Origin of the sequence: Paraburkholderia sp. EB58 (assembly GCF_050436665.1) — a bacterium.
GTDB lineage: Bacteria > Pseudomonadota > Gammaproteobacteria > Burkholderiales > Burkholderiaceae > Paraburkholderia.
This window is the reverse complement of the sequence record NZ_JBNDMQ010000069.1, coordinates 1-21,044: the sequence shown is the minus strand read 5'-3', so window position 1 is coordinate 21,044 and position 21,044 is coordinate 1. Positions and strand designations below refer to the sequence as shown.

Genomic DNA, 21,044 nt, shown 5'->3' with positions numbered 1-21,044 from the left:
GGAGGGCTCCGCGTGCGGCCGGGCTAGCCGGCGGGCAGGCGGTCCAGTGGACTGATCACCTTGCGCAGGAGATCAGTGGCAACCTGGGTATAGAGTAAATGTGCTGCAGCACATTTGCTCTATTACCGGCAGAAAATTGTTATGTGCAGTCTCGATTCAAGCTCGCTGATAGCAAAGGCTTCCGGGCGTAGGTACTCGACATAAATGTTTGAGCGGGATGTGGAGGGCCGCAGCTAACAAACGGCGTGCGTGGCCTCCGTGACCCTACAGCGAATGTAGCCAATCGAGCAAGGACTTGTTCTGCTGCAAGGACGGGATCTTCGGAAGCGGCGCATCGTCCGCCACTTTCTCGAGTGCATTCCGCTTCAGTTGCGCGAGCATAGATCTCAGTCGTCTTCACATCCTCGTGACCCAGGAAGTCGCGGATGATGGCGATCCCGATGGCCGCTAGGAGCCCCGTCAGGAATCTTTATGTGCAGTAACCCAAAGCTGACGCTTTGCTCACGAAGCGTTTGCCTTGGCTACTCTACATAACAACTTTCTGCCGGTAATAGAGCGTGGTGGTCTCGATCTGCCTGTGTCCAAGGAGCACCTGGATCACGCGGATATCCTCCTTCTGTTCCAGCAGGTGTGTGGCAAACGAATGCCTCAGCGTATGCATGGAGACGCGCTTGTCGATGTTTGCGGCCTCGGCGGCCGCATGGATGGCGCGGGTCAGTTGCCGCGTGCTGAGCGGGTCGATCGGATCGAGGCCCGGAAAGAGCCACCCGCCATCGAGCATGCAGCCCTGGGCACGGGCAACGCGCCACCAGACGCGCAGACGTTCGAGCAGGACCGGCGAGAGCATCGCGTAGCGGTCGCGGCGGCCCTTGCCCTGCTCGATGCGCAGCGTCATGCGCTGGCTGTCGATGTCGCCGATCTTCAGCGCGACCACTTCGCTCGCACGCAGCCCGGCGCCATAGGCGACCGACAGCGCGGTCTGATGCTTGAGGTTTCCGGCTGCCGCGATGAGCCGCCGCACCTCCTCGGGGCTGAGCACAACCGGGAGCGTGCGGGGCACGCGTACGGGCTGCATCCGCGCCATCAGTTCAGGCCGGCCGAGCGTCACTTCAAAGAAGAACTTCAGAGCGCTGATCGCGGCGTTCAGCGACACTGGCGACACGCCGTGATCGACAAGATGCAGCTGGTAGTCCCGGAGATTCTCGACGGTGGCGGTAGCGGGTGAACGCTCGAGGTATCGGGCGAACTGACGGACGGCACGCAGATAGGTGGCCTGGGTCTTGGGGGCGAACTTGCGCATGCGCAAGTCCTCAAGCATACGGCGGCGCAGCGGGCTGATGCCCGGATCGGAGGAGGTCATGATGGGGCTCCTGCTGGAGGACGAGGCGGATTGCCTCAACCACCAACATAAGCACCGGCGCCACCGGCGTCCCATTCGCCGCCAGAGTTGGGCCGCAGCCCCTTACCGCGCGAGCGGTTTAGTGTACGCCCATGATGGCGTGCCATTTGCAGGGTGGAAGTCCCTGCCGGAGTTGGCCACAGCTCCGTAGCTGAAGGTAACTGCGTCGTCGTGAGGCGGGGTGGGGAGTAACCGGAAGCGAACTGTCGGTCCGTAGGTTAACGAACCTGTTTCGGCGGGGTATGGCGGCGAGCCTGCACTAAAGTGGCGAAGCCTGGAAGTAACACAGCACGCTGTCGTGGCGGACAAAGCGGTGCGGTGGCGTACCACGTGGTTGAGGACGGAACGATGGGAAGGTGGCACGAAGCAAGTGGGGAGACCTGCCGGCGAGGTGAACGCTGGCAGGAGTCAGAGTCCCGATAGTACTGCACACGGAAGAGTCGAGCCGTGGAGACCTGCGTCAGAGCAAAAGGCGCACTAGGGAAGCGGGGCAGGAAAGTTGATAGCAAAAGACCGGAAGGAAGCAGAGATGAAGATCGAAGCATCGCCAGTGTCGGAAACGACTAGACGAGATGCAGACGCGCTGGGAAGCTGCGTGCAGCGGAAATTCGCGTCAGCTTCAATCTGGACGGACGCTATGTTGGCTGCTCTACAAAACGGAGTTAAAGGAGGTAAATGGCATAGTCTGATTGACAAGGTGTTTCGCCTGGACACGCTCGGGCTGGGGTGGGCTCAGGTCGAGAAGAACGCCGGGGCGGCGGGAGTGGACCGCATGAGCGTGAAGCGATTCGCGCAAGCGCGGGACCGCTACCTTGCTGAACTGGCGCAAGCATTGCAGGATGGTAGCTATCGCCCGCAGCCGGTGCGGCGCGTCTACATACCGAAAGGTAAAGGACGTCGCCCGCTCGGTATACCCGCTGTAAAGGATCGCGTCGTTCAGGCGGCCCTGAAGCTGGTAATCGAGCCGATCTTTGAGCATGAGTTCGAGCCGAGAAGCTACGGCTTCCGCCCGGGCCTGGGCTGCAAGGATGCGCTGCGCGAAGTAGACCGGCATGTAAAAGCGGGCTACTGCTGGGTGGTCGATGCCGACCTGCAAAGCTATTTCGACTCGATTCCACACTCACCTCTTCTTGCGAGAGTGGCCGGGCGAATCTCGGACGGCCGGGTTCTGGAGCTCATCCAGTACTTTCTCAAGCAAGACATCATGGAAGACATGACGCGTTGGACGCCGACTTCCGGCAGTCCTCAAGGGGCGGTTGTCAGCCCCTTGTTGGCAAATCTGTACCTGCACGAGCTTGACGTGGAAATGCGACAGGCCGGGCTGGTCATGGTGCGCTACGCGGATGACGCCGTGGTGTTATGCCGTACACGTGAGGACGCGGATGCTGCGCTCACTCGCATGCGGGCTTGGGTGGATGCGAATGGCTTGACACTGCACCCTGACAAAACCCACGTTGGGGATTGCAGGTTGGAGGGTCATGGGTTCGAGTTTCTGGGTTACCGGTTCGAGGCGGGTCAACGTTGGGTGCGCAAGAAGAGCCTCATGGGGTTACGGGATAAAATCCGAGCCCTAACCAAGCGTAACAGGGGTGACTCGATCGAGGTCATCATTACGTCGCTCAATCCACTCCTGCGTGGTTGGTTCGGCTATTTCCAGCACGCCCACCGATACACCTTCTCGTCCGTCGACGGCTTTGTTCGTCGCCGCCTTCGAGCGATCCTGCGCCGACAGCTTCATCGTCCGGGGCAGGGTCGATGCCTTCGCGATCACACGCGATGGCCGAATGCCTTCTTCGCTAATCTTGGGTTGTTCACGATGTCCGAGACCCTTCGATTGGCGCGCCAATCCCGATGTGGAAACAACTGACTGGAGAGCCCGTCGCGGGAAAACTGCACACCGGGTTCGGAGGGAGGGGACGGCGATCGCCGTTTCCTACCCCTATCCGTACCGCGAAAACGGCCATCGACATGGCCCGGGGTCCAACGGCAGCTCAGGGTCGGAAGTGTGAGTTCGCTGGTGCGGGAAGTTGCCGTCCGACTGCTCGATGCAGCCATCGTCAGCAATCCGCCGCATTGCTGACGTAGAACCCGGTCCATCCCAATGGCAGCTCAGGCCGATGAAGGACCATTCATCTTTGACATTCGAATGGCCGGTTACCCGACATTGCGCACGTGCGCGTAGCGCTATCATGGTTCGCCAGACGGAGGGGCTATGTGCACGAGCTACAAGGTGGGCGACATCAAGATATTCGAGGCGTTCTCGGAGTTTCCAGCCGCGGGCTTCGATTTCGAACCGGAAATCTTCAAGGACTATGGGGCGCCGATCTTCCGGCGCAGCGCGGACGGGGTCAGCACGGATCTAGCGACGTTTGCCCTGGTGCCGCAAAAGCGCATTCCGAAACACGTAAAGAAATTCGACACGATGAACGCCCGCGCCGAGACGCTCGTCGAGCGACGCAACTTTAGCGGCCCATGGAAAGGACTACAGCTATGCTTGATCCCCTGCGAAAGTTTCTACGAGCCGAACTACGAAACGGGCAAGCCGGTGCGCTGGAGGATCGGCATGGCCTCCGGCGAGCCGCCCGCGATCGCGGGACTATGGCGAGCCTGGGAGGAGCCGGAGGGACCGCCGTCAGTGTCTTTCACCATGTTCACGGTGAATGCCGACGAGCACCCGCTGATGAAGCAGTTCCACACACCCGAAGACGAGAAGCGGTCGGTTGTCATTGTGCCGCGTGGCGCCTACGACGATTGGCTCGCTTGCCGCAGCACGGACGAGGCGCGGTCGTTCCTGAACCTGTTCCCAGCTGAAGAAATGGCGGGGAAGCGTACCCATTGCCGCCGCGGAAACCGTTAAGAGACGAAGATCAGGCGTCGAGCGGGTCACTCTTCGAATAAAGAACGGCAGTTCGCCATTCTGGACGGAAGCTTTCGTCTTGCTTCTGGGTTCCGACAATCAAGCCTTCGGATCTTTACGGACGTGAGTGCTGTGCAGTCCATGCGTCGTACGCCTCCATGCTTCGTCGGCACGTTGCTGTGCCGATTGGAGAGTATGTGCAGCGCCTCGCTTGCCCTTTGGGGCGGGTGCAAATGCTGAAGTCAGGCCGGAAAGTGTCCGGCGGACGGCCCTGGTGACCATAGCGCGCTCCGCATTCGAGTCGGGATAGCAAGTCTAAGCCTTTACGTACAGCTCGCGATACTGTACGTTTACACAGTACTTTGACGAGGCTGCTATGGACGAGAGAGAACGCCTCGAGCGCAACCGTGCCCCGTACGATCCCACCACGCCCGGAGAGTCGGCGACGATCCACTACGCGCTGAAAACAGTGCTAATGGGTATCAGGGAGGCCCGCCGCATTATCCAAGGCATTCGCGTCAGCAACGAGAGCCAGGATGCACTGGAGTCGCTCGAGCGAGCCCGGCACGAACTGGATGGGTTCATCCGTCGGGAGGATTGAAATGGCAGACGACCTGCGGCAACAACTCCGCGAAGTTGAGCAAGCTCTCGTCGCTCTCGGCGAGGTCATCGCCGTGCGGCGTGAGTACGCGACATTGCTACAGCGTTTGGGGTCGCACGAAAAGGAACTCGCTGCGCTCGCCGCGCTGACGAAGGCGCAGTCGCGATTGCAGTTACAGCGGGATAATCTTGCCGCATCTCTTGCGAGCCGAGCACGGTGATGTGAGTTGCGGAGAATGGAAGGGCGCTCCATCTTCGCCATACTTCCCTGCCAGACCAGTCCCGGCTCAGATGGTAAGCGGATATCAATGTTGACGTCGGGTCGTGCGGCCTCAAGCTCAGGCCGCGCGATTCGTTCTTGGCGATGCCCGGCGTTCCCAGCTCAGTCGGCGCCTGGCGGCCACAAGAGACGGTCGTAAAGTTCATCGATTTGACTGCAGTACCGCCTAGAGCAGACACCCAATAGAGGAGTCGCAATGAGTTGCTGACGAGCGTGGCTGGGAATTCCGATAGTTCTTATCGGTTGACCGCGACGTGTCGATTTGTATCGGGTTCTGCTGGGACAGCAGGCTCCAGTCACGAACTCCCGCGATCAGCGGGTGCCCGCACCCCGAGTAACTTGCCCCCGGACAACCCATAATTTGAATGCGGTTGGCGGGACCGCTGAACCTGTTCGAGCCCGATGCCAGGACGCGCCATTGACCCGAAGTAAAAATCGCTGCGATCGCGAATACCAAATCGAGCGGGCACCGCTCGCCATCTGCATCCGCGGGCTTATACATGGCGTGGATCGCAGGCCGGTTATTCGTGTTGCCCTCTACGAACGAGCGTCTGTGGGACCAGTCGCCATGGCTGTTACCCCAATAATCAACGCGCCATAAACGATAGCGCGAAGTCCCGCGCCTGCTCCACTTGCATTGAGAAGCGCGTTGATCAAAAAGAGGAAACATGCGGCGCTCCAGGTTCCCGTGACGCTCGGTCGGCCACCTGACACCAGCGTGCCGCCTATCACGACGACGGCGACCGATAGCAACATGTAGTCAGCGCCCATGTCCAGCGTTGCGCCGCCGGAAAATGCAGCGAGCAGAAGCGCCGCGATGGCGGCGAGCACCGAGCAGCTCACGTAAGTCAGGCAGTGGACCGCGCCCACCCTGACCCCGGCGAGATTCGCTGCACGCCTGTTCTGGCCAAGCGCCGACAAGCTGCGCCCCTGTACCAGCTTGAACAGGACGACAGCAATGAGCGAGGTAATGATCAGCGCGACGAACGCCAGCGCCGAGACCCCTCCCACGCGAGCGAGCGCAAAGTCTTCGAGCGCCGGAGGCGGCGCGGCACCACCACGCCCGAGGCTGATCGCAAACGACTGGAGCACGAAGCTCGACGACAAGGTCGCGATGATTGGTGGAATGCGCAACGAACGGATCAACAGATAGTTGAACACGCCGATCAGTGCGCCTGTTGCGATCACGGCGAGGGTGCCGATGACGATGGAGTGGTTGTTCGTCGCCATGACGCGCATGCCGATGCCGCCACTCAGTGCAATGGTGGCGGGTATCGACAGGTCGATATTGCCGGGGCCGCTTGTAATCACGAGCATCTGTCCCAGTCCGACGAGCACCGAAAACACAACGAACGCCGACGCCGTCGAAAGCATGCTGCCCGCCGTGCCGAGGCCAAACATCACGCTTGCCGCAATACCGACCAGAACCGCACCGAGGAATGACCAGAACCAGGGGGCCTGGCGCATTGAAAAGACTTTGTTCATTTGCGTTGCTCCTTCATACGAACCAGAAGACGCAGCGACAGCACCGCGATCAGAATGGCGCCTTGCAGGCCGATCTGCCATTGAGGCGCGATCTGCAAAAAGGAAAGAAACGACGATGCCAGCGTCAGCGTGATGGCCCCGAGCACGGCGCCAACCGGAGATACCCGACCGCCTACGAACTCGCCGCCACCCAGAATCACACCTGCCACCGACAGCAACGTGTAGCGCAGCGCGATATTGGCATCTGCGGAAGTCGTGAGCCCGAGCAAGGTCAGGCCGGAACAGACGCCGAACACACCGGCGCATCCGAAGAGAGTCGCTTTTGCGCGTATCACTGACCAACCGAAACGGCGCATCGCAGGGGCATTTCCTCCGACGCCGCGCAAGGCAACACCATGCGACGAACGCATCAGGAACAGATGCATGCAGATGGCGATTGCGACGGTCCAGAGTAGAGGTGCCGGAATGACGGGCGACTGAAAACCCATCAACGTGGCAAGCCAGTCCGGACTTTTCCCGCCAGGCGCCGGCAGTAGCAGGACGGCGATGCCATTCCAGACGAACGACAATCCAAGCGTGACGACCACAGACGAGATGCGACGGTACTCAATCAGCGCGCCGACCAGCGCGTAGAGAACAACGCACCCGGCAAGCGCGAGCGCACCGAGCCACGGCGAACTTTGCAGTAAGGTCGCACCGATGCAGGCGACCAGGCTGACGAAAGAGCCAATCGACAGATCGAGTTCGTTCGCCGTAATCACGGCGAGTTGCGCGAGGGTGGCGAACACGATCGGCACACCCAGGTTCAGCAGCATGACGCCACCGAAATAGCTGAGCGTGTTAGGTTGGATGATCGCCATCGGCACGAGAATCGCGACGAGCGATGCGAACGGCAGAACCGAGCGCAGATCGCGCGGCCCCCGCAGCGGACTCAGGACTGCTTTCATTCTGTCGCCTCCTCGAAGCTGGCCGCGAGCAGCGCCTCTTCGGTACATTCGGCCGCACTCAGTTCGCGCGTTATCCGGCCTGAACGGAAAACATAGGTTTTGTCGCAGTACGCCAGTTCATCGTTTTCAGTGGTGTACCAGACGAAAGTGCGGCCTTTGGCGGCTTCCTCGAGAAGTAGCCGATAGATTTCCAGCTTCGTGCCAATGTCGACGCCGCGCATCGGATCGTCCATGAGCACCAGTTCCGCATCCGATGCCAGCGCTCGTCCGAACAGCACCTTCTGCTGGTTGCCGCCGCTCAGCGCAAGAATATTGGCGCTGCCCGCGGCGCCGCGAATATCGAGCCTCTTCGCCCACACATCGAACAACGCCTGAAGCTGGCGCACGTTGATCCATGATCCGCGCGCGCGGTCGAAGAGCGAACGGATGCCGAAGTTCTGCGCGATTGTCCAGTCCGGAAAGACGCCATCTGCGCGCCGGTCGCCGGCGACATAGGCGACGCGCTGATGCGAGCCTCGCCTGCGGGCTTTGGCGTAGATCTCATTTAACGCGTCGGTCTGGCCTTGTCCTGCGAGCCCCGCGAGGCCGACGATGCTTCCGTGCGGGACTTCCATCGTGGTTCGCTCTTTCGGGCCAAGGGTCCATCTGTACGCCTCATCCGAATGCGTCGTTGCTCGCTGCTCGCGCCCGGAAGCCACATCACCTTCCACAAACTGTCCCATCGCGCGGATGATCGCGTCTTTGGTTAGCCCGTGTACGCTCAGAGTGGATACCACGCTGCCGTCGCGCATGACCATGATCCGGTCCGCGCAACGCAGCATCTCTCCGAGCATGTGGGTAATCAGGATGCTGGTAATCCCGCTCACAGCAGCCTTGCGCACGAAGGCGAGCAGTTGCTCGGAGGTGTACCTGTCGAGACTGGACGTCGGTTCATCGAGTATCACGACCTTCACCGGGCTGTCGACGCTGGAAAACGCGCGGGCGATCTCAACCATCTGCTGCTGGGTCAGAGATAGATTGCCGACGACGTCCGTGCCCGAGAGCGCATGTCCCGGAAAGATCGCATCAAGCTGCGCCTCGATGATGCGCCGCGCACGCTTGCGCCAGCCAATGCCCATTAGCTGCGGATGCATTGCGCGCATGTTCTCTTCGATCGTGAGGTTGGGACAAAGTGACAGTTCCTGAAACACACACCGCACACCGAGACCACGCGCGACGTCAGCACTGTATCCGCGCTCGTGCCGGATTTCGTCGTGCTCGATCCAACCGGCGCTAGCGCGTCGGGCGCCGGAGAGGACCGACATGAGCGTGGACTTCCCAGCGCCATTGTGCCCCGCGATTGCGACACACTCTCCCCGCATGAACTGAAAGTTCGCATCCCGCAACGCTCGCACCAGACCGAACGACACGTCTATGTTGTGCACGGAGATGAGCGGTTGGAACTGCCGCTCCACGTGCATGGCTTCTATTGCGATACTGTCGCTACGATTCATGGCAGACACCGGACCGGAGGTGGAACTCGAGTGGCACAGAGAGCGATGCGCAAAGCCTGCTTACTGCTTTGGCTTCGTCTGCGACTCGATGAGCTTAACCACCTGGTCGCGGGTGAAGACGTTGCTCGCCACGGTTCCCGGCGCAGTGGAAGCGAGTACCTTGTCGACCGACGCCGAGGTGACGGTGAGGGTCGGCAGCGACATGTCGTGCGGTAACGGATTACCCGCCAGCAGCTGTTGCGCAACCCAGAATGCGAAGGTCGACGAGCCGGGATCGGCCGCGATCGACATGGTCTGATAGCTGTCCACGCCCTGGGTCTTCCACCATGCGAGTTCCTCCTGGCGATTGCCGAGGATGATCGTAGGTATCTTGCGGCCCGCAGCCTGGAACGCGCGCGCGGCGCCATAGCCGTCGCCGCCTTGGGTCACGACCGCATCGATCTGCGGCAGCGATGGCAATACACCTGACACTTCCTTCTGCGCGACGGTCTGTGTCCACGCACCGTAGACTGAGCCAACGATTTTCATACCGGGGTATTTCTTGACTTCATCAACGATGCCCTGATGAATTTCATCGTCAACCGAGACGCCGGCCAGCCCGCGAACTTCAAGGAGATTGCCTTTCCCGTTGAGCTTCTTCGCGAGAAAGTCCACCTGTACCGCTCCCATCTGATGGAAATCCGCGGCGATCCGGTATGCGCAGGGTTCGGTGACGATGCCGTCAAACGAAACGACGATCACGCCCGCGGCGCATGCCTGCTTGACCGCGCCGTTGAGCGCCGTGGGCGATGCCGCGTTGATCACGATTGCCTTGTATCCCTGCAGCACCAGGTTCTGGATCTGCTGCGCCTGTTCCGTTGCCTGATTTTCCGCCGTGGTGAAGGCCGGCGCATCGGCGATCGTGCCAACCTTTTTCGCGTCGGAGGCGACCTGTGCCCAGCTTTTCAGTTGCTGCTGGCGGAATGTATTGCCTGCATAACTATTCGACAGTGCGATCTTGTCTTTTGACGTATCGCCCGTGGCGACTGCGGCCGAAGCGCCAGCGGCAACGAATGCCGCGCCAATTGCGGTTGCGAGAATGACTTTCTTGAGCAACATGCTTGTCTCCTGAGGAGTAGTGGACCGCCGCTATGGGCCAATCGCGACCTCACGGCGCTGGCTGGCGAATCAGGCAGTGTTTGCATCTTAGTGTTGAACTCTACTACCATACAAGTAGGGTTTAACCGCAGATGGTCTTATTTTCGTGTACGCCGTATGCTGACCCGATGAAAACGCGAACGCTCGTTTTTGTCGGATGCCTGAACCGAACCGTGCCGCATTTCGCTGCGGCGAACGGGCGGGGAATCGTCACGTACGGCTTCGACGAAGCGACCGGCAGGCTTGAATTCCTCGCTGAAACCACGGACATCGCCAATCCGACATTTCTTGCAGTGGTTGAGCAGCGCGGATTGCTTTATGCGACCAGCGAAATCTTCGGTGAGCCCGAGGGGGCCGTCAGCGCGTACCGCGTCGACCCGATGTCGGGGGCGCTGGTGCTCATCAACCGGCAACCCACGCGCGGCAGTCTCACGGCCTATTGCAACGTCGACCGGCAAGCGGGCACGGCGTTCGTTGCCAATTACGGTCATGAGACGGCAGCAGAGACGCCGCGACTGCAGATCGCGAGCTTTTCAGTGCTGGATAACGGCGGTTTGAGCCTTGCGTCGAGCGAATTTGCGCATACCGGTAGCGGGCCGAAGGCAGACCGCCAGAGCGTGCCGCATGCCCATTGCGTCGTCCCCAGTGCCGATAACCGCTTTGCCGTGGCCACGGATCTGGGCACTGACGAACTTGTCACGTATCGGATCAACGTCGATTCGCGTCGTCTCGAATCTTCGGGTGTGCCCGCGACGCGCATGAACCCGGGTGCGGGGCCGCGCCATTTTGTCTTTCATCCGAACGGCGTGACAGCCTATGTCGTCAACGAACTGGATTCGACCGTTTGCCGTCTCGCTTATGCGCCGGGCGACGGCACGCTTCGACTGCTCGAAACGGTGGATGCATTGCCCGAGAACCCTGGCTCGGGCCAGCCAGCGGATTTGCAGATCGCAGCGGACGGACGTTTCCTCTATGCCTCGATTAGAGGCGCGGACGCCATCGGCATCTACCGGCTGGAAGAAGGGACGGGGAGGATTGTCTCGGCATCGGTGCGCGGCGCTGGCGGCAAGACGCCGCGCAGCTTTGCATTGTCGCCAGCGGGGCGTTTTCTGCTTGTTGCGCTGCAAGACAGCGACCGGTTGGCGGTCTACCGCCTCGATCCGGCGACCGGCGAGCCCGCCGAGCAGGTCGGTCTTGTTGCCGTCGGCACGCCAATGTGTGTGAAGGCCGCGCGCTTTGACATTACTTAAAGCGCGCTAGTCCGATGATTGGCGCGAAGATAGGGTCAACGTCGTTCGGCGTCGATAGCCTGACGTGCACCGCGTTGCAACAGCTTCGCGGCGTTCAGCAGCGGGCGGCGAAAATCCTCGCGACGTGCGAGTTCGGGCGGGAATACTTGCTTGATGGCCAGCATCGTATCGACCAGCTGCACGGGGTCGTCAGGCACGCTGTCGGTGAGGCGTGCGGCAAGCGGATCGCTGATCGTGTAGCGTGTGCCGTCGTCGGCGTGGCCGCGCAGGAACACGAACCACGCGGCCACAGCGAGCGCCAGCCGCTCGATCGACTGGCCTGCGTTCAGACGAGCTTCGATCGTCGCCAGCAGGCGCGGTGGAATCTTCTGGCTGCCGTCCATGGCGATCTGCGCCGTGCGGTGCTTGAGGGCCGGGTTCGCGTAACGCGCCAGCAACGCGTCGCGATAGGCGAGCAGGTCGAACGAGGCGGGTACGTCGAGCGTCGGCGCGATCTCGTGCGTCATCATCGCGTGGATCAGAGCCTTCAGTTGAGGGTGCGCGATGGCTTCGTCGATCGTCTCGAAACCCGCGAGCATCGAGAGGTAGGCGAGCGTCGAATGCGTGCCGTTCAGCATGCGCAGCTTGGCGAGTTCAAACGGCATCACGTCGTCGACAAGTTGCGCGCCGGCCTGTTCCCAGTCGGGGCGTCCGGTGGGAAAGTGGTCTTCGATCACCCACTGCCGGAATGGCTCGCAAGGAACCGGCGCGGCGTCGTCCATGCCGAGAATATTGCGGGCGGCGTCGCGATCGGAATCGGTTGTGGCTGGCACGATGCGATCCACCATCGTGGACGGAAACGCGACCTGTGTTTCGATCCACGTGCCGAGTTCGTCGCTTATCGCCCGCGCGAACGAACAGACGACCTGTTTCAGCGCCGCGCCGTTGTGTGAGAGGTTGTCGCACGAGAGCACGGTAAAGGGCGGCGTGCCCGCGTCGCGGCGCAGTCTGAGCGCGGCGCACAGGATTCCAGAGACGGTCGACGGCTCGTCCGGCCGCGCCAGGTCCTGGCGAACACCTTCGTGGTTCAGGTCCACGTCGCCGGTTTGCGGGTCGCGGCAGTAGCCCTTTTCGGTGACCGTCAACGAAACGATGCGCACTTTTCGATCCGTGAGAAGCATGAAGAGCCGCGTTCGGTCGTGCGGCATCGCCAGCACTTCCTTCAGCGCACGAACCACCGTCACGCGCACGCCTCCAGGTCCGCGCTCGACTACGCTGTAAAGCCCGTCCTGCGCCATCAGCGCGTCGCGCTTGCTGACATCGCCTTGCAGCGTCACCCCGCAGATGCCCCAATCGCCTCCGGCCGAGCGCATCGCTTCTTCGGTATAGACCGCTTCATGCGCTCGATGAAAGTTGCCGATCCCAAGATGGACGATGCCGATGGCCGGTTCGGACCACGTCGGCGAAATCAGGTGATCGGTCAAAGACGGAAGCGCAGCGCGGCTCAGGGTGGGTTTGGCGGTCATCTCGAGGTCCGGAGAGCGGGAATACCCGCAGTTGACGTTTAACTATACTTGTATGGTAGCATCGATTCCAACGAATGCCACTCAAGGAAATCCCCATGAAAATCGTCCGCGCCGATGTGATCGTCACATGCCCTGGCCGCAATTTCGTCACGCTGAAGGTGGTGACGGACGAGGGTGTGTATGGCATTGGCGATGCCACGCTGAATGGCCGTGAGCTCGCGGTAGCCTCGTATCTGAAGGATCACGTTTGTCCGTTGCTGGTCGGGCGCGATCCGGGCCGCATCGAAGACATCTGGCAATTTCTCTACAAGGGTGCGTACTGGCGGCGTGGTCCCGTGACGATGACCGCGATCGCCGCCGTTGATATGGCGCTCTGGGACATTCTCGGCAAGGTAGCGAACTTGCCGCTGTACCGCTTGCTAGGCGGCGCGTCGCGTGAGGGTGTCATGGTCTATGGACACGCCACGGGCCGCGACATTCCCGAAGCGCTTGACCGTTACGGCGAGCACCTCGAAGAGGGCTACAAGGCAATCCGCATTCAGTGCGGCGTGCCGAACATGCGCTCCGTGTATGGCGTGTCAAAAGGCAGCGGCATGTACGAGCCGGCGACCAAGGGCGGCGTGGAGGAGCAGAGCTGGTCCACAGAAAAATACCTCGACTTCGTGCCGAAGCTCTTCGAGGCCGTACGCGACAAGTTCGGCTTTGAGTCGCATTTGCTGCATGACGTGCACCACCGCCTCATGCCGATTGAAGCGGCACGGCTTGGAAAATTGGTCGAGCCGTACCGGCTCTTCTGGATGGAAGATCCAACACCCGCCGAAAACCAGGCCGGCTTCCGCTTGATCCGCGAGCACACGGTAACGCCGATCGCGGTCGGCGAAGTCTTCAACAGTATCTGGGACTGCAAGCAACTGATCGAGGAGCAGTTGATCGACTACATTCGCGCAACGCTCACCCACGCGGGCGGTATCACGCACCTGAAGCGTATCGCCGACTTCGCTTCACTCTATCAGGTGCGTACGGGCTGCCATGGTCCGTCGGATCTGTCTCCGGTCTGCATGGGCGCTGCGTTGCATTTCGATCTGTGGGTGCCGAATTTCGGCGTGCAGGAATACATGGGCTTTCCGAAGGAAGCGCTCGACGTGTTCCCGCATGCATGGACGTTCGATCGCGGCATGATGCACCCGGGCGAAGCGCCGGGGCACGGCGTCGATATCGACGAGAAGCTCGCCGCGAAGTACCCCTACGATCCCGCGTATCTGCCCGTGGCGCGTCTTGAAGACGGCACGCTCTGGAACTGGTGATTTCACGCGGCCTCATCTGAGGCCGCGCCGCACAAAGAAACAAAGGAGCAGCACGATGTTTGCAGCCGTTCTCCACGAACCCAAAAAACTTCTCATCGATGAGCTCGATGCCCCTCAACCGCAGCCGGACCAGGTGCAGATTCGGGTGCGCGCGGGCGGCATTTGCGGATCTGACCTGTCGTATTACTTCAAGGGCAAGAGCGGTGACTTCGCTGTGCGTGAACCGTTCGTGCTGGGCCACGAGGTCGCCGGTGAAATCGCCGCATTGGGCGAGGGCGTGAGCGACCTGAGCGTCGGGCAGCGCGTCGCGGTCAATCCAGGCCTCAATTGCGGGACTTGCCGCTATTGCTTGAAGGGGATGCCGAATCATTGCCTGAACATGCGCTTCATGGGCAGCGCCTCCACATTTCCCCATATGCAGGGTATGTTCCGCCAGTTCATTGCGGTGGACGCGCGTCAATGTGTGCCGGTGCCTGAGGGACTGGACTTTGCGATGGCATCCATGGCCGAGCCGCTTGCCGTCGCGCTGCATGCGCTGCGTCTGGCCGGCTCGCTTGTCGGCGCGAAGGTTCTGCTCGTCGGCTGCGGGCCGATTGGCTGCATTCTCCTGGCGGTGGCGCGCCGCGCAGGCGCGCACCATCTCGTCGCCGTCGATCTTGCCGACAAGGCACTCCAGATGGCTGCGACGCTCGGCGCGGACGAAACGGTGCTCGCCAACGACCAGACGCGCATCGACCAGTGGTCGCAGCAACGCGGCACCTTCGACGTCGTACTCGAAGCTTCGGGTAGTCCTGCTGGTCTCGATACGGCATTGCGTGCAGCGCGCGCTGGCGGTACGGTGATCCAGGTCGGCAATCTGCCGGCGGGACACTCGCCGGTGCCGGCGAATCTGGTGATGGCCAAGGAGCTTTGTTACCAGGGATCGTTCCGCTTTACCGATGAATATGCGGTGGCGGCCGAAGAACTCGGTGCGCACAAGATCGACCTTCGTCCGTTAATGACGCACGCTTTTCCGCTCGAAGAAGCGAACCGCGCATTCGAAGTGGCACATGACCGGAACCAGTCGATGAAGGTCCATCTGCACTTCGACTAACCCGGGAGTCCAACCGCCCGACAAAGAAGAGGCGGTACAGCAAGCATCTTGCATGGGATCGGAGTAAGAGCTTTGCATGGAGACATGTCATGATCAAGAGCCAGCGATGGTTCGTCGTCGGCCTGCTATTTCTGGCGGGCGTCATCAATTATCTCGACCGCGCGGCGCTTTCGATTGCCGCGCCGCTGATCCAGAAAGACCTCAACTTCTCCCACGCGGAGATGGGCATCGTATTCAGCAGCTTCTTTGTCGGTTACGCGTTGTTTAATTTCATCGGCGGCGTAGCTTCAGACAAATTCGGAGCGAAGAAAGTCTTTGGCGGTGCAATGGGTATCTGGTCGATCTTTTGCGGCGCAACCGCGCTCGCGAGTGGTCTTGTCTCGCTGATCGTGCTTCGCGTGCTGTTTGGCATGGGAGAAGGTCCGTTCAGTTCGTCGAACAGCAAGATGGTGAACAACTGGTTCCCGCGCCGCGAGGTGGCGAGCGCGATCGGTGTCATCAGCTCAGGCACACCGCTTGGGGGCGCGCTAGCGGGGCCGATCGTCGGCTATATGGCGATCCAGTTCGGCTGGCGCTGGGCGTTTGTCGCGATCATGGTGTTCGGGCTTGCCTGGCTCATGCTCTGGTCCCTTACTACGACGGAACACCCCCAGCAGAATAAGCGTGTAAAGGAAGCTGAACTCGAGCTGATCGTTGCGGGCCAGCAGCAGGCTTCGTCGCTGGAACACGCGCCCGCGGGCAAGAAGACGGGCCTGAGCTTCTATCTCAAGCAGCCACTCATTCTCGCGACGGCGTTTGCGTTTTTCGCATACAACTACGTACTGTTTTTCTTCCTATCGTGGTTTCCGACCTACCTGACCGAAGCTCATCACATGTCGCTGCATGATATGAGCATTGCGACGGTCATACCGTGGGTGCTCGGCAGTATCGGGCTTGCGGCAGGCGGTTTCATTACCGATTTCATCCTGCGCCTGACCGGCAAACCGCTTATGTCGCGAAGAATCGTCCTTTCCGTGTGTCTCGGCGTCGCAGCGGTATGCGTGGCATTTGCCGGGCGCGTGCAGAGTATGGAGGGGGCGGTCGCGCTGATGTCAGTCTCGATCTTTTTCCTGTATGTCACGGGGTCTGTTTACTGGGCGGTGATCCAGGACACCGTGCGGCGCGAGAACGTCGGTGGCGTAGGCGGCTTCGTGCATCTCCTGGCCAATCTCGCAGGCGTGATTGGACCGGCAGTGACGGGGTTTATCGTGCAGGCTACGCACGGCGCCTACGGGAGCGCGTTCGTTCTCGCCGGAGCGATTGCCGTGCTCGGAGCCTTGTGCGCGCTGGTCTGGATTCGCGAACCGCGCGCGCAAAAAGATCCGGCAGAACGTAAACTAGTATGGTAGTGTTGGGCTATCAGTTTAACGGCTTATTGAACAATGAAAAATGCGAGCTTGCATGCCAGTCGACAGCGAAACAGTGTGACGGGTGCATCGGCAGCCCGTCCGACCGCTGGTCAGTCACGGCTGCGTGCCACATCCAGTGATTTGCCAAAACTGTTGATTCCCGGCGCAATAGCCGGCGTCTCCCTGGAATCACATGAGCCGATCGGCAAGCAGATTTTCCGCTCGCTGCGTCAGGCTATTTTTACCGGCTTGCTTGCACCCGGCACACCACTTTCGGAGAAGGAAGTGTCGGAAATGTTTCAGGTATCCCGCCAGCCGGTCCGCGAGGCATTCATCAAGCTCGTAGAGGCAGGTGTGCTCCAGGTGCTGCCGCAACGCGGCACGTTTGTTAAGCGGATATCACCGCGCAAAGTGCGTGAGGGTCGATTTATTCGCGAAGCGATCGAAGCGGCGGTCGTGCGTAAATCGGCGGTCGCGATCACCGATGCACAGCTCGCGGATCTCGCTGCAAATCTGCGGGAGCAAAAAGCTGCCTCGAAGGCCAACGATACTGCCGCGTTCCTCGCGTGCGATGAACAGTTTCATTTTCTGATCGCGCAGTCAATTGATTGTGTGGCGGCGTGGGACACCATTCAGGACATTAAGGCGCAGATGGACCGTGTGCGTTACCTGAGCCTGCACGAGGTCTCGCCGCTCGACTTGCTGATCAAGCAGCACGTCCACATCGTGAATGCGTTAAAGGCGCACGACCCCGACGCTGCCGAAGAGGCGATGCGGTCCCATTTGCGTGAGATCCTAGTGTCCCTCGGGCCAGTCGCTGAGCTAAATCCTGACTGGTTCGAACCGGAGGAGCCGCAACTCGTCGCATTGATGCCCTGATTTGTAACCCTAGGGCGAAATTTCATCGTCAGCTCGATGGTAGGTCTTCTGGAGAGTCGAACGAAGTGCGGCGGTCTCGCAGAACCAGCGAGCCGGAGTACCTTTCGATCGAAGAAGGTCTCTTGTCTACTCGTGACCGGACGGTCGCGAGCCAAGGTTGAATGTCGCCTCGGGTCGCTTCTTGCCTTTCGCATGCCTGCGGCGATCAGCGATCGATCAAGGTCTGCGTCGCACCGGGTTCCGGCCATAAGCGGCCTGTCACGCTGCATTGACGCCTGTCCCGTTCACCAGTGTCAAACTGCCTTTCGACGCGGGGATTGCTGATTTGTCAGCCGTTCCTGGACGGATGAAAGCTGGATCGCCGTTGCCTGCCGTGCCATGCTTGTATGACGTTTGCCCAATGCCATCTCGCGTATCCCCAGAAAGTGGCAACGCCACCGGCGATCCGGCGACCAACGGGCCCGCTTAGGCAATACCCGTCCATGGGCGCGCCAGAGGAGCCCATGCGCCCTTTATCGCGGAAGGATTTCAGTGCGACTCCGGCAAAACTGGCAGCATCAAACGGGAGGACGAACTGATCGTGTTAAGGCTGCTGGTGCCAACACTTGCATGTCGAAACCGCAGCATTGCCGGCGTCTGAGGATTCTGGTCGTCGCTGGTAATGAACAGCTGGATGCGATGCCCCGCCCGGAATCGTCGTGCATTGGCAACCATGGGGATTCGGTATTTCACAAGCTTGCCGACCGGCACTGTCTCAAATGTCCTGCAAGGGAGGGCGGGCGCTCCGAGGCGGCTGGTGCTTTCATCGACGGCCCGCATGCTGGCACGCAAGTAGCCGGCGGTAACCTCCGTCACCGCACCCGAGACATCGACGTCCTGCAGTATGGCAATCCACGCCGTGTCCGGCGCGGTGCTGATCGCATCGAGTTGTAGCTCTATGTCACCAGCGATATCAAGATTTTGCTCCAGCGGATGACTCGTCCACGTCAGGCTAGAAGCAGGGTCCACGGGACTCGGATGGTCCCGATTCAGTCCGGCACCCGAACTCATGAGTTGGCGTGTTCCACTAATGCGTTCGTCGTCGGCAAGCGTGCCGTCGGCGCCTAGCGCCAGCGGGCGGTACGTAGCAACGGGCGGCCATGAATCGGCAGTCCGCCATCCTTCAGTACCGGGCAGAACGTAACGGATGGGAGGGCCTTCGAGAATCCCGGTGTCGCGCCCCTTCAGCCAATGATCGAACCACGCGAGAGCTTCGATGTGCAAGCTCTCCCACGGCCATGCGAGACCATGCGTGCCCAGCATTCCCACACGAACGTGCGGACTGTTGACGAGCGCGGAGTATGCCTTGAACGTGGACGGAAGATGCAAGGGTACGTTATCCCAGTCGCAACCCAGATAGACAGGCACGTTGACCCGGTCCAGCAGCGGCAGGAGATTGCGGTCGTCCCACCAGTCGTCGCGCGCCTGATGTTCCACAACGCATGCCCGCCAGAGTTCGTCCCAGGGATGCGGCGAGTGATGCAGTTTCAGCAAACCCTTGATGCCGGCCATCGCCGCCTCGCCGTTCATGGTCTCGAACCGCTTGTGAATCGCGGGAGTCTTCAGGATGTAACGCGCCGCATCGACGAACCTGTTGCGGTAAAACCCGCTGCCGTGCCCGGATGTCATCCCTATCATCGACAGGAACGGCGTAAGAAAGGACGTGCTCGCGAGTCCGTGGTGCACGGCCGCTTCAAAAAGGTCAACGGTCACCGCGACCGGGAAAATCGCCTTCAGATGAGGCGGTTGCTCAACCGCGGCCTCCAGCTGGGTCATGGCGAAATAGCTGATTCCGACCATGCCGACATTGCCGTCGGACCATGGCTGCTCCGCAGCCCATTCCACCAGGTCGTACATATCCCGGCGCTCCTGACCGTCGAAAAAGCCAAACGTCCCACCCGAACCGCCCGTGCCACGGATATTCGCAATGACGTGAACGTATCCGCGCGGCACGAAGAAGTCGCTGGCGCCTGCTTCGATGAACCCGAGCGGCGCGCCGAGGTTTTGTATCTGACGAGGATAAGGCGACGCGGACACCAGCACCGGATACCGACTGGGCGTCGCCGGCCGGTAGATGTCAGCGCGCAGTTCGACGCCATCCCGCATTGGCACAGGGACGTCGTAGTCGGAATCCATCTCCAGGTTGGGCATGGAGAGATTGTGGTAATTCCGGCCGCTCGTTTGCGGCCCGTTGAGTTGACGCTGTCCGGGTTCGATACCGGAGACTGATCGAGACATGGTTCATCCATCGTTAGACAGGCCGGATCGATGCGGCCTGGATTTGTGGGCTTCGCGAGAACAATAAGGTTGCTTAGGTGTTGCAGCAGTTCGTGCTGGCGCGTCCGCTCGCGGTCCGTACGCCGATGAAGTAGAATGGATGGTATGTGAATTTGAATTCAAATTCAAACTAATTTTACCGACCTAGCGCTTCCATCATGTCAACAACTACGAGAAAACCAGGCGCAAAACAGCCGAAACGGGCCTCGCGCCCTGACGGCGCGGCGACACGTCAGCATCTGCTCGATACCGCAGGGCAGGTGTTCGCGGAACGTGGTTTCGCAGATGCCACCAGCAAGGAAATTTGCGAGCGCGCTGGTACGCCGATGGCATCGGTCAACTATCACTTCGGCAGCAGGGAGGCACTCTATGAGGCCGCGCTCGTCGAGGCGCACCGCCACGTTGTGGGCCTCGAAGAACTTGAGGCGCTGACGGCCGGGCTAAGCGATCCAAGGGAGAAACTTCGCGCTGTGCTTTACCGATTCGTTGGTCTTTCAACGAGCACAGGCACTCCATGGGGCTTCATGGTCATGTTGCGCGAAGTGCTCTCCCCGTCGGCCGCCATTCCGGCGCTTATCAAGAAGGCCGTGCGGCCGAAAGCTGCATTCCTGCTTGGACTGATCGGCGAGGTGCTGGGGCTACACCCGAAAGCTCCGGCGGTACAGCGCGCCCTGATGTTTACTGTGCTCCCCTGCGTCGTGATGATGGTCGCGCCAAAGCAGATGCAGACTGCCCTTTTGCCCGCTGTCATGAAGGACAAAGACGCGCTTGCGGAGGACTTTGTGCGCTTCGTGATGGCCGGGCTCGATGCACTCGCTATCGCTCACCGCTCAGACAATCAACCGAACGACTGACGTGAACTGGCTGATTTTGCCGATTGCCCAACGGTACGTACGGAGCCGGTTTGATCGGATGCGCGTCAAACCTCGGGGCGAATTCCGCCGCCAACTCGAATACAAGACGGCATGGCGCGGCGGGTATTTCGTCGCAGTAGCCCCTAAGAACACGAGCCGTACGTGCCCGTGCTGTGGCCATGTATCGAAGGATAATCGCAAGACGCAAGCGCTGTTCGCCTGCGTCGCGTGCGGGCACTCCGACCACGCGGATACGG

At 60.7% G+C, this 21,044-nt stretch carries 18 protein-coding genes; 11 read left to right on the top strand and 7 right to left on the bottom strand.

Features of this window, described 5'->3' with window-relative positions; translation table 11 throughout:
- Positions 1-526: 526 nt before the first annotated feature.
- Positions 527-1,360 (bottom strand): tyrosine-type recombinase/integrase, encoded by an 834-nt coding sequence (locus P3T40_RS43735; protein ID WP_429273891.1) that lies wholly within the window; start codon positions 1,358-1,360, stop codon positions 527-529.
- 568 nt (positions 1,361-1,928) lie between these two features.
- Between P3T40_RS43735 and ltrA the strand changes: the two genes are divergently transcribed.
- The 4 genes from ltrA (at position 1,929) to P3T40_RS43715 (ending at position 5,077) form a co-directional block, all read left to right on the top strand.
- Complete coding sequence (gene ltrA / locus P3T40_RS43730) at positions 1,929-3,266, top strand: group II intron reverse transcriptase/maturase (RefSeq protein WP_429273890.1); 1,338 nt, start codon at positions 1,929-1,931, stop codon at positions 3,264-3,266.
- 345 nt (positions 3,267-3,611) lie between these two features.
- On the top strand, positions 3,612-4,256 hold the full coding sequence (locus P3T40_RS43725; protein ID WP_429273889.1) for an SOS response-associated peptidase: 645 nt from the start codon (positions 3,612-3,614) through the stop codon (positions 4,254-4,256).
- A gap of 376 nt (positions 4,257-4,632) precedes the next feature.
- On the top strand, positions 4,633-4,857 hold the full coding sequence (locus P3T40_RS43720) for a hypothetical protein (protein ID WP_429273888.1): 225 nt from the start codon (positions 4,633-4,635) through the stop codon (positions 4,855-4,857).
- Between the two features lies 1 nt (position 4,858).
- Complete coding sequence (locus tag P3T40_RS43715; RefSeq protein ID WP_429273887.1) at positions 4,859-5,077, top strand: hypothetical protein; 219 nt, start codon at positions 4,859-4,861, stop codon at positions 5,075-5,077.
- Positions 5,078-5,673: 596 nt separating this feature from the next.
- Here P3T40_RS43715 and P3T40_RS43710 read toward each other — a convergent pair.
- Genes P3T40_RS43710 through P3T40_RS43695 form a run of 4 tightly spaced genes read right to left on the bottom strand, consistent with a single transcriptional unit; the run spans position 5,674 to position 10,159 of the window.
- Positions 5,674-6,621 (bottom strand): ABC transporter permease, encoded by a 948-nt coding sequence (locus P3T40_RS43710; RefSeq protein WP_429273886.1) that lies wholly within the window; start codon positions 6,619-6,621, stop codon positions 5,674-5,676.
- Positions 6,618-7,568, bottom strand: a complete 951-nt coding sequence (locus P3T40_RS43705) for an ABC transporter permease (RefSeq protein ID WP_429273885.1) — start codon at positions 7,566-7,568, stop codon at positions 6,618-6,620. The genes P3T40_RS43710 and P3T40_RS43705 overlap by 4 nt, the downstream gene beginning before the upstream one ends.
- Positions 7,565-9,061 carry an ATP-binding cassette domain-containing protein gene (locus P3T40_RS43700; RefSeq protein WP_429273884.1) on the bottom strand — a complete coding sequence of 499 codons (1,497 nt, stop codon included), beginning with the start codon at positions 9,059-9,061 and terminating at the stop codon, positions 7,565-7,567. Before P3T40_RS43700 ends, P3T40_RS43705 begins: the two co-directional genes overlap by 4 nt.
- A 60-nt stretch (positions 9,062-9,121) precedes the next feature.
- On the bottom strand, positions 9,122-10,159 hold the full coding sequence (locus P3T40_RS43695; protein ID WP_429273883.1) for an ABC transporter substrate-binding protein: 1,038 nt from the start codon (positions 10,157-10,159) through the stop codon (positions 9,122-9,124).
- Between the two features lie 167 nt (positions 10,160-10,326).
- On the opposite strand from P3T40_RS43695, the gene P3T40_RS43690 reads away from it, so the two are divergent.
- The gene (locus P3T40_RS43690) at positions 10,327-11,448 is read left to right on the top strand and encodes a lactonase family protein (RefSeq protein WP_429273882.1); all 1,122 of its coding nucleotides are present in this window, start codon (positions 10,327-10,329) and stop codon (positions 11,446-11,448) included.
- Positions 11,449-11,483: 35 nt separating this feature from the next.
- Here the strand turns inward: P3T40_RS43690 and P3T40_RS43685 are convergent, their stop codons facing one another.
- On the bottom strand, positions 11,484-12,953 hold the full coding sequence (locus P3T40_RS43685; protein ID WP_429273881.1) for a mannitol dehydrogenase family protein: 1,470 nt from the start codon (positions 12,951-12,953) through the stop codon (positions 11,484-11,486).
- Between the two features lie 95 nt (positions 12,954-13,048).
- Between P3T40_RS43685 and manD the strand changes: the two genes are divergently transcribed.
- From manD to P3T40_RS43665, 4 genes are all read left to right on the top strand, one after another.
- Complete coding sequence (manD, locus tag P3T40_RS43680) at positions 13,049-14,257, top strand: D-mannonate dehydratase ManD (RefSeq protein WP_429273880.1); 1,209 nt, start codon at positions 13,049-13,051, stop codon at positions 14,255-14,257.
- Between the two features lie 55 nt (positions 14,258-14,312).
- Positions 14,313-15,350: an L-idonate 5-dehydrogenase gene (locus P3T40_RS43675; RefSeq protein ID WP_429273879.1), complete on the top strand. Its 1,038-nt coding sequence runs from the start codon at positions 14,313-14,315 to the stop codon at positions 15,348-15,350.
- Positions 15,351-15,439: 89 nt separating this feature from the next.
- Positions 15,440-16,738: an MFS transporter gene (locus P3T40_RS43670; protein WP_429273878.1), complete on the top strand. Its 1,299-nt coding sequence runs from the start codon at positions 15,440-15,442 to the stop codon at positions 16,736-16,738.
- Between the two features lie 33 nt (positions 16,739-16,771).
- Entirely contained in the window at positions 16,772-17,617 is an 846-nt protein-coding gene (locus P3T40_RS43665) for a GntR family transcriptional regulator (protein WP_429273877.1), read from the top strand.
- A 528-nt stretch (positions 17,618-18,145) separates the two neighbouring features.
- Here P3T40_RS43665 and P3T40_RS43660 read toward each other — a convergent pair.
- Positions 18,146-19,894, bottom strand: a complete 1,749-nt coding sequence (locus tag P3T40_RS43660; RefSeq protein ID WP_429273876.1) for a CocE/NonD family hydrolase — start codon at positions 19,892-19,894, stop codon at positions 18,146-18,148.
- Between the two features lie 197 nt (positions 19,895-20,091).
- Between P3T40_RS43660 and P3T40_RS43655 the strand changes: the two genes are divergently transcribed.
- Both P3T40_RS43655 and P3T40_RS43650 read left to right on the top strand, forming a co-directional pair.
- Positions 20,092-20,787: a TetR/AcrR family transcriptional regulator gene (locus P3T40_RS43655; RefSeq protein ID WP_429273875.1), complete on the top strand. Its 696-nt coding sequence runs from the start codon at positions 20,092-20,094 to the stop codon at positions 20,785-20,787.
- Between the two features lie 58 nt (positions 20,788-20,845).
- Positions 20,846-21,044, top strand: a 199-nt coding sequence (locus tag P3T40_RS43650) for a zinc ribbon domain-containing protein (RefSeq protein ID WP_429273874.1), incomplete at its 3' end; no start/stop codon positions are given.

Coding starts and splice junctions, on each gene's coding strand:
- P3T40_RS43735 (WP_429273891.1), bottom strand. CDS start 1,360: ATGACCTCCTCCGATCCGGGCATCAGCCCGCTGCGCCGCCGTATGCTT.
- ltrA (WP_429273890.1), top strand. CDS start 1,929: ATGAAGATCGAAGCATCGCCAGTGTCGGAAACGACTAGACGAGATGCA.
- P3T40_RS43725 (WP_429273889.1), top strand. CDS start 3,612: ATGTGCACGAGCTACAAGGTGGGCGACATCAAGATATTCGAGGCGTTC.
- P3T40_RS43720 (WP_429273888.1), top strand. CDS start 4,633: ATGGACGAGAGAGAACGCCTCGAGCGCAACCGTGCCCCGTACGATCCC.
- P3T40_RS43715 (WP_429273887.1), top strand. CDS start 4,859: ATGGCAGACGACCTGCGGCAACAACTCCGCGAAGTTGAGCAAGCTCTC.
- P3T40_RS43710 (WP_429273886.1), bottom strand. CDS start 6,621: ATGAACAAAGTCTTTTCAATGCGCCAGGCCCCCTGGTTCTGGTCATTC.
- P3T40_RS43705 (WP_429273885.1), bottom strand. CDS start 7,568: ATGAAAGCAGTCCTGAGTCCGCTGCGGGGGCCGCGCGATCTGCGCTCG.
- P3T40_RS43700 (WP_429273884.1), bottom strand. CDS start 9,061: ATGAATCGTAGCGACAGTATCGCAATAGAAGCCATGCACGTGGAGCGG.
- P3T40_RS43695 (WP_429273883.1), bottom strand. CDS start 10,159: ATGTTGCTCAAGAAAGTCATTCTCGCAACCGCAATTGGCGCGGCATTC.
- P3T40_RS43690 (WP_429273882.1), top strand. CDS start 10,327: ATGAAAACGCGAACGCTCGTTTTTGTCGGATGCCTGAACCGAACCGTG.
- P3T40_RS43685 (WP_429273881.1), bottom strand. CDS start 12,953: ATGACCGCCAAACCCACCCTGAGCCGCGCTGCGCTTCCGTCTTTGACC.
- manD (WP_429273880.1), top strand. CDS start 13,049: ATGAAAATCGTCCGCGCCGATGTGATCGTCACATGCCCTGGCCGCAAT.
- P3T40_RS43675 (WP_429273879.1), top strand. CDS start 14,313: ATGTTTGCAGCCGTTCTCCACGAACCCAAAAAACTTCTCATCGATGAG.
- P3T40_RS43670 (WP_429273878.1), top strand. CDS start 15,440: ATGATCAAGAGCCAGCGATGGTTCGTCGTCGGCCTGCTATTTCTGGCG.
- P3T40_RS43665 (WP_429273877.1), top strand. CDS start 16,772: ATGAAAAATGCGAGCTTGCATGCCAGTCGACAGCGAAACAGTGTGACG.
- P3T40_RS43660 (WP_429273876.1), bottom strand. CDS start 19,894: ATGTCTCGATCAGTCTCCGGTATCGAACCCGGACAGCGTCAACTCAAC.
- P3T40_RS43655 (WP_429273875.1), top strand. CDS start 20,092: ATGTCAACAACTACGAGAAAACCAGGCGCAAAACAGCCGAAACGGGCC.